The organism is Methylocystis sp. (assembly GCF_050246715.1).
Lineage (GTDB): Bacteria > Pseudomonadota > Alphaproteobacteria > Rhizobiales > Beijerinckiaceae > Methylocystis.
Genome location: NZ_JBFWVN010000091.1, coordinates 1 through 7,620, shown reverse-complemented (window position 1 = coordinate 7,620; position 7,620 = coordinate 1). Strand labels below are relative to the sequence as shown.

Annotated in this window: 7 protein-coding genes; 3 read left to right on the top strand and 4 right to left on the bottom strand. The window is 59.2% G+C overall.

The window, feature by feature from the left end:
- Positions 1 to 227: 227 nt before the first annotated feature.
- Entirely contained in the window at positions 228 to 1,307 is a 1,080-nt protein-coding gene (locus AB7I51_RS17135; protein ID WP_428405640.1) for a DUF1403 family protein, read from the top strand.
- A 129-nt stretch (positions 1,308 to 1,436) separates the two neighbouring features.
- On the top strand, positions 1,437 to 2,165 hold the full coding sequence (scpB, locus tag AB7I51_RS17130; protein ID WP_428405641.1) for an SMC-Scp complex subunit ScpB: 729 nt from the start codon (positions 1,437 to 1,439) through the stop codon (positions 2,163 to 2,165).
- A gap of 75 nt (positions 2,166 to 2,240) precedes the next feature.
- Here scpB and AB7I51_RS17125 read toward each other — a convergent pair whose 3' ends face one another.
- Positions 2,241 to 2,543, bottom strand: a complete 303-nt coding sequence (locus tag AB7I51_RS17125; protein ID WP_428405642.1) for a gamma-glutamylcyclotransferase — start codon at positions 2,541 to 2,543, stop codon at positions 2,241 to 2,243.
- A 342-nt stretch (positions 2,544 to 2,885) separates the two neighbouring features.
- Between AB7I51_RS17125 and AB7I51_RS17120 the strand changes: the two genes are divergently transcribed.
- The gene (locus AB7I51_RS17120) at positions 2,886 to 3,062 is read left to right on the top strand and encodes a DUF6880 family protein (protein ID WP_428406371.1); all 177 of its coding nucleotides are present in this window, start codon (positions 2,886 to 2,888) and stop codon (positions 3,060 to 3,062) included.
- A gap of 154 nt (positions 3,063 to 3,216) precedes the next feature.
- On the opposite strand, the gene AB7I51_RS17115 is transcribed toward AB7I51_RS17120, so the two are convergent.
- The 3 genes from AB7I51_RS17115 to AB7I51_RS17105 form a co-directional block, all read right to left on the bottom strand.
- Entirely contained in the window at positions 3,217 to 5,145 is a 1,929-nt protein-coding gene (locus AB7I51_RS17115; RefSeq protein WP_428406370.1) for a TonB-dependent receptor, read from the bottom strand.
- A 733-nt stretch (positions 5,146 to 5,878) separates the two neighbouring features.
- The gene (locus AB7I51_RS17110) at positions 5,879 to 6,178 is read right to left on the bottom strand and encodes a cation-transporting P-type ATPase (RefSeq protein ID WP_428406369.1); all 300 of its coding nucleotides are present in this window, start codon (positions 6,176 to 6,178) and stop codon (positions 5,879 to 5,881) included.
- Between the two features lie 204 nt (positions 6,179 to 6,382).
- Entirely contained in the window at positions 6,383 to 6,706 is a 324-nt protein-coding gene (locus AB7I51_RS17105; RefSeq protein WP_428406368.1) for a DUF1476 domain-containing protein, read from the bottom strand.
- Between the last annotated feature and the right edge of the window lie 914 nt (positions 6,707 to 7,620).

Below are 7,620 nucleotides of genomic sequence, written 5' to 3'. Positions count from 1 at the left end.
GGCCTTGGCGTCGTTTCGGGCGGAAAAATCCGACGCCTCGGCAGGCTCTTGGCGGCCGATTTCGGATCCAAACGCCCGGCAATCCGGGCCTCTCGAATCATGTCCGATAAGCGCAGATTATCGGACACAGCAAAGAGAAGACAAGCAGGGCGGATATGGCGCAAATATTAAGCATAAAGCGCCGCCAGAACTTGCCGCCGGAGTCGATCTGAGGGACGATTCCACGCATGTTGGAAATCGATTCGGCCGCAGTTTTGGATGCCCCATCTTCGTCGCGCACGCCGAAGAAGCGGCGTGCGCTGACCGGCAGCGATGAGGCGCAAAACCCCCGAAAATCCATAGAAGTCCAGCCGCTGCCGCGCTGGGTGACAGCTGGCGCCAGTGCGGAACGCGACAAGCCAGACCGCGCGGCTGACGCGCAGTTTTTCGCCGGCGCAGCGCTCGCGCGGCTCGACGTCATTATGCGCAGTGGGGAGGGCGGCGCTGGACCTGTCTTCGTCGGCGCATTGCGTCAGCGTCTGGCGCTTAAAGCCGCTGCGACCTGCGCGCGTCTCGCGCGGCTGCGCGAGGACGAAGCGGCGCTGCGCGACGCCGAGCATCTTTCCGGCGTTGGCGCCGAGACCAGCCCCGCCGGACGATTGCATCGCCTGTGGCGGTTGTTTGCGTCGCCTTGCCTTAGGCTCGACACGACCATGCTGCGCGGAGCGGCGGCTCTCGTCGGCCTGCCGGAGAACGCCGTTCTCGACGCGCTCGCTGACGCGATCCGCGACGTCGTCGCCAGGTCGGCGCATCCGCTTGCAGCAGCGACAAACGCCAGCGCCGCCGCGGCGGAATTGCTCGAAGACGCGCCCGCCGTCGATGTCGAGATTTTGGCGCTCTTTCTATCGGATTTGGTCCTGGCGAAGCAGCTTGGCTGGGAACGGCCAGTCCCCCTTATCGCGACCGCAATAGGGCATTTGTCGTTGCGCCGCGGCGCAAGCGGCAAGCGGCCGCGCCCCGGCGACGTCGACTGGGCGAAATCGACGGTCGCCGCCTCAGCGTACGCCGCTCTCGATGCGGCGGTTCTCGCGGCCGATCTGGCGCGTCGGTCGGAACGGCTCCTCGCCGCAGCGCCAAATTTACGCGCCAAGGGCGCTCTGCGCGTCGTCGAACTGCTGCTTGCCGACGATGCGGTCGCGCCGGCGCGCGCCGCGCGCGTGGCGGGACTCTCTGATCGCGCCAGTCGGCGTCTTTTCGAACGCCTCGTCGAACTCAACGCCGTGCGCGAACTCTCCGGGCGCCAGAGCTTCCGGCTGTATGGTCTCTAAAGCGTCGCCAAGCAAAGTGGATCCGGACTCGGCGGCGGTGGGGCTCAACAAAGAAAGTTCGGCGACTCGAGCGCCGCTCAGGGCCTTCGGGTGAGGGTTAGGCGTCAAAAGAAGCGATGTGAGGCAACTGTGGGCCGAACCAAAAACGGCGCATGTCATACGAGCGAGTCTCATGAATCATTTGATTCTGGTCTCGTCGATCTGCCGGAGGCAGCGCGCTGGCGGGAATGGATGGGGCGCGTCGAAGCCGTCACCTTCGCGGCGCGGAGTCCCGTGCCGAGAGAAGCGCTTGCACGGCTTGTCGGATCGACGTGCAATCTCGACGACTTAATCAGGGAAATCCGCGACGAATTGCGCGCGCGGCCCTATGAGCTCGTCTTTGTCGCCGGCGGCTACCAACTGCGCACAAAGTCGCGTTTCGCGTCAGCGATCCGGGCGGCGAGCGGCGACAACTTGCGGCATGCAGGCGCGCCGGAGCTGACGCCGACGGAAATTTTGGCCGTCACGGCGATCGCTTATCTGCAACCGGCGACCCGCGCCGAGCTTTCGCGGCTTGCCGCGCGGGAGATCAGCCGCGACGTGATCGGAGCGCTCAAACGCCATGGGCTGATCGACGGCGCCTTGCGCGCGCCGGAACCCGGCGCGCCATTCGCTTATGTCACGACAAAGAAATTTTTGGAGGTCTTTGGGCTCGCGTCGTTGCGCGATCTCCCCGACCTCGAGCGGTTCGAGGATGCTGGGCTTCTCGAGCGACCTCTTTGTTCCGATGATCTCGACGGCATGCTGGGTCTTCGCGAAGAAGAGGCGCCGTTCGAAGACGAAACAATTGAGCAGGAATTTGAGCGGGCGCCCCGTTAGATGGCCCTGGGCAGGGCGAATGATGCACGACGTGGTCATCATCGGCGAGGAGCACAATGGCCTTGTCTGCGCCGCCTACCTGGCTATGGAAGGTTCGATCTGCTCCAGGAACCGAATGTAATGTTCGGGCAAACCGCGCGCTCGCGCGCCCTCCCGCAACAGGGTAAGGTACCAGAGCGACGGCTTGTGGTCGTCTTGATCGCCCTGGGCAATGTAGGCCAGGGCCGCTAGCCTCGTGCCGCTGATGTCTTCGGCATCGAGCGACAGTGGCCGATAACGCCACCACGGAACGCCCTCCATGGCGCCCACACGAATAAGGTCTCGCCGTGTGATCTTGTAGAGGACGCCCCAAACCTCCGCCGCCGGATCGGCGGACAAATTAGCATAGATGGCTCTGCCTCTGGGCGGCGCTCTGAGGTTGAATCGCAGCCGGTATCCCCGACCCGCCCTGGGCGCCACTCGCGAGGACACACGCCGCGCCAGTCGCGAAACGCGCTATCGTGCATATTAGCGCCATAGGCGAAGTACCAGATTTCCTCGCGAGACGATCCGATGAGGCGGATGCCGCGCAGGCGATACAGGCGCCAGGATAGGGTCCATGAGCTCAAATAGCTGCAGTAACGCATGCGAACCGGCGCATTTTTACAATCAAGCGCAACGTAACACACTGGCTGGCAAACACCCCGTGGCGGCGACGCTAACCCTGCGCGCCATGATCGAATTCTCGATATCGGCCGGTCCAGCCGATATAAGCACGTTGCACGCCATTTTCAGGAATGCGCCAGTCTCGCTTCCTCGATCGCTGATTTCGGAAAATGGGAGACGCATGAGACCTTCGCCGCGAGAATTCGCGGAAGGCACTGGAAGAAAAGTTCTTTTTGGAGTCTTATGAACTGAGAATTTTCTTGGCGCGGCTTCAAAAGAAATGGCACCTAATGACGGACGACCGGCATCGATGGAAAGCTGTCATTGCGCGACGCGCTCACCAATGACAGCGTTTCCGCTAGAAGCGGAAAATCACGTAAGGTTTCCTGAGCACCGCACGGATTCACTAAAACTGCTGTTTCAGCCCCACGAAAAATCCTCGGCGCGGTCCATATTGGGGAGCGAATACGCCGATCCCGGAACCATCCCGCAACTGGTAAGCGTGGTCGAGGACATTGACGATGTCGAAGCGGAAGGTCAGTGGCTTATCGAAGACAGTTCCAATCTCACGCCAAAGGCTCAGATTGACCTGCGTGTAGGGCGATACATGCGTCGTGTTGGCGAAGCCGCTTCGCAATCCACTGCCGTAGATCATGCTGACGGAGCCGCGCGTCCCACAAAGGACGTAGGACGCGCCCGCCGATCCGGTCCATGTTTGCGCGTGATCCGTATAGATGTAGTGGCGCGAGATGTAATCGAACTCATCTGAATCGAAGAGAAATTGGTTCGACGTGACCAACGTCCCGCGTTGTCGCGCCCAGGCGAGATTGGCATAGGCGCGAAAATCGCCTTGCGAGAAAAGAGTCTTGAATTCGACGCCGGTGTTATAGGCGCGATCGTAATTGAAAGCCGTTTGGACATAGGCCTGGCCGAACTGGCCGTCATCCAAAAGATTTCGCGCGCGCTTGTAATAGACGTCCAATCCGGCTTCGAGTTCGGGCGTCAGTCGCTGCATGATCCCCGCGTCGAAATAATTCGACCTTTCGGGGCGAACCGGGCTCGACAAGGGTATCGCCGGCTGTTCAATCGTATTGTTGTAAACGGCGAGGTTCGTCGGCGCGGACAGCGCCTGAGGGGGCGGAGTAAAATAGCGCGCATAGGCAACATGGAATGTCGCGCCCTCGATTGGCTTGAAGACGATCGACGCGCGGGGGCTCAACTGATTGGCGGAGACATACTGCCACATCTGATCGAAACGCAGACCGGCGTTCAGCGTCAATGCATCGGCGATTTTCCATTCGTCTTGAACATAGCCCCCGGCGATCCAGCCAAGCTTGGCGCTTGGGTCATAGGCGGCAACCGGCGTATCCAGCGGATCGCCATCCTCGTCGACCGGCAGGACAGACGAAGAATTCACCACCTTGGTCTTTTCGCCGCTCACGATAAAGCCGGCTCTCAACGTATGGCTGTCTGCGACCCGATAGGCGACGTCACCCTGTAAGCCGTTCACAAATCCGCTTCGATAGACATTTGAGGCGATGCCATTGAAAATGAGATCGCCGATCTGATCGGGAACGTAATGGACGGTCGAGTCGCGCGAAAAGTATGAGAGCTGCGCTTCGATATTTCCGACAGACTTCGACAGCGCCAGAACATTGTAAAAGGTGCGTTCTGTCTGGTTCTCGTTAAGCTTGGCGGAGTCGAAATAATCTAGGCCATAGGCTGCATATTGCGGCTGCTGGCTGGGGTTGTTCGGAATTTGGTAGCCCGCGACCGACGTCCCGGTGATGAAACTTAACTTCGTGGCCTCATCGATTGCATAGGATGCAAAGCCAAAGAATTTGCCTTGTCGCGTTCGATCATGCAGCGCTTCGTGGCTGGGCGTCAGATTTTGAAGACCGAGATTGTTCATGATCAAGCGACCGGAGGCGAATATCTCCCAGCGGCCGATCTTTGCGCCATATTCGAAAGGGGTCTGACCGGTCGCGTGGCTGCCGCCGTAGAGACTGACGCTGCCGCCGGGCGTCGACGGAGGCGTGCGAGATATGATGTCGACGAGGCCCGCCGTGCGCAGACCATATTGTGCAGGCAGCGCTCCGGTGACGAGGGACAGCGAGCCGACAAAGCCCGTGTCCATCACTTGCCCGAACCCGGACACGCCGTCCGGCAGCAAAATGCCGTTTATGCGATATTGAACGTTGGCGTGTTCGTTGCGGACGTGAAAATTACCGCCGGCAGCCGAGTCCTGCGTGACGCCAGGACTTTGCAGGAGAATCTGATCGATCGTCGTCTGATTGCCCTGCGGCAGGGTCTCAATAGACTGGCGATCGAACATGTAAACGTTCGTCCCGATTTTCGGCAAAAGGCGTTCCAGGCGCGCCTGCCGTTCGTCAATCGATGACGGCTGAGCCGAGGGTGCGTGACGCTGCGCCTCCCGAAAAATCGGCGACGTGGAAGCGGGGGGCCGAGGCGTCGCGGCGGCGCTGTGACGCGGCGTTGCGGCGCGAAGCCGACTCTTGGCTCCGACTTCGATCGTCGGCAGCGCCTGTTGAGCCTTGGCCGGCGCATAGATGAAAAGCAAGACGGCGGCTATCTGGAGCAAACTCCGGCTGCGCAACTCTGGCATCTGACTTATCCGGGTAATAGGTGCATTAGCAGATGTTATAATATAACATTACAGCACAGTGTCCAGCCGGCGCCTGCTTCGGGTCAGAGGAAGCCGTTAATGGCGCGTATTAGGAGCGTCTGCTTTCTTCGAACATAGACATTGATGGCCCGAGAACATCCGGCGCAATGTCCCGAGTGTCAGTGGACATCGGTAGGTGAGAATCTGACGGTTCGGGTCGCGATGGGCGTGATAATTGAGAAATTAGCTCCAACTTTTTCATCTTCGACCATTTATTTTGAGAATTTGCACGGCAATCCGTAGCGGCGTGCACGAGCTGCTCAAATCGCTTTCGATACAATTGCGCGCGGCTGGTGCCGCTGCTGTCGCGTTGGCGCAAATTCTCATTTTTGACGCCCATTTTTCGGCCGCGTCTATGAGGAATGGTTGAGCGGCAAATTCATCAATTTCTCACCTTTCGATGTTTCGTGACAGAGGGATCCTGCGCCTTGCTCTCCTGAAAATAACTCAGAGCGACATTGAACAGTACCAACGCCGCGATGACCGCGGCCTCCAGCTGCTCGCCGATGGCAATCTGTAAAAAAATTGCCGCCTCGAGCATCCATGGGACAAGCTGCCACAACTCGGAGGCGATCTTGAGCAGGAAGGGCTTTTCACGCTCGACGATTTCGCTTCTGCCGAACTGCGCAAGACGTCGCTCCGCCTCCTGGGAGGAAAGCCCGTTAGCGTCCGTGGAAATCATTCTTGCTATGGCGCGCGGCGCGTACGCGGAAGTCTTGCAGATCGTGTGGCATCCCCAAATCAGGCTTACAGCAGTTCTCTGTCGTGTTTTTCATTTAGACGCTTTGTCATCTGCGTCGGCTTATGGAAGCGCGAATGCTAGAAGGTCGCGCCTTTCGGGCGGCCTTCGCTGCGATCAATATTCGTTCTGCGGCGAGGCGCTGCCTTACATTCCCGATCTGATCTCTGAGGCCGCTTGCGCGAGAAACTCGTCCATGTGGCGGCGAATCTGATGTTCGGACTGCCGAACGCCAGCGACGGCGAAATCCTTCATGACGCGGTTGATTACGACGTCGTCCGCGTTCGTCGCGGTTACGGCGGTGACAAGTTCTTCGACATAGGCCGTGGCGGCGCGGCCTGACGCGCCAAGCTGTTCGACGGCCCAAAGTCCGAGGAGTTTGTTGCGTCGCGCCTCGGCGAGAAAATGCAACTCCTCCTCATGCACGAAGGTATTTTCGAAGGATTCCTCTCGTTGATTGAACATGCTCATCACTGGCCTCATTTTTCTTTGCGCCCGGCCCGGAGAGAAAGTCTTCGGAAGCCCGCGCCGCGAAGATCGGCGCTGCGAACTCGGAGCGCCGGAGCGTTCAACGATGCTTCTCGAACAAAGCGCCGAGATTACGTCGTCAGACGATAGTTATATTGCTCGCATGTTTCGCGCCTGTTGCAGAAGGCGGCGGCACTCCGCGCGGTTCGCGTCATCGGCGGGGAGCTGTCCAAACAACCGGGGCCAAGTCTGATTGATTACTGGTTCATTGTTGCAAGTGTTCACTAATCGCCAGTTTCGGCCTGTCCAAACGCGCTTCATGGGGTCATCGGAGAATCTTCCCAATATCGTACGTTAAGGTCGACCAAACAAACTTCGGAGCCCTTATTTCATCTTGGTGCGTGGCTCTCGCAATGAAACGCGGGCTTTTTGCCATCCTAGACCAAAATGTCGCGCGATCGTTAGGTCGCGCAACTATCTGATAAAGATTTCCTTTTCGCTTAGCGTACGTTTGTGGGAATTCTCTGTCATGACCCCATGTTAGGTTTTCGCGAAGAAGAGGGGCCGTTCGAGGACGAAACAATCGAGTAGAAATTTTAGCGGGCGCCCCCGTTAGATCGCCTTGGGCTGGGCGAATGATGCACGACGTGGTCATCATCGGCGCGGGGCACAATGACCTTGTCTGCGCCGCCTACTTGACTATGGCGGGCTCGATCTGCTCCAGGAACCGAACATAGTATTCGGGCAAGCCGTGCGCTCGTGCGCCCTCCCGCAACAGAGCAAGGTGGAGACCTTCTGTAATCGGTCAACGGTCTCTCCTTGGGGTTTCTCTCGTCGTCTGCGGGTTTCACGCTTCTGTCCGCGGTCGCCGCGCAGGGCGCCGCATTCTGGGCGGTTCGATCAGCGGGTTTGAATGC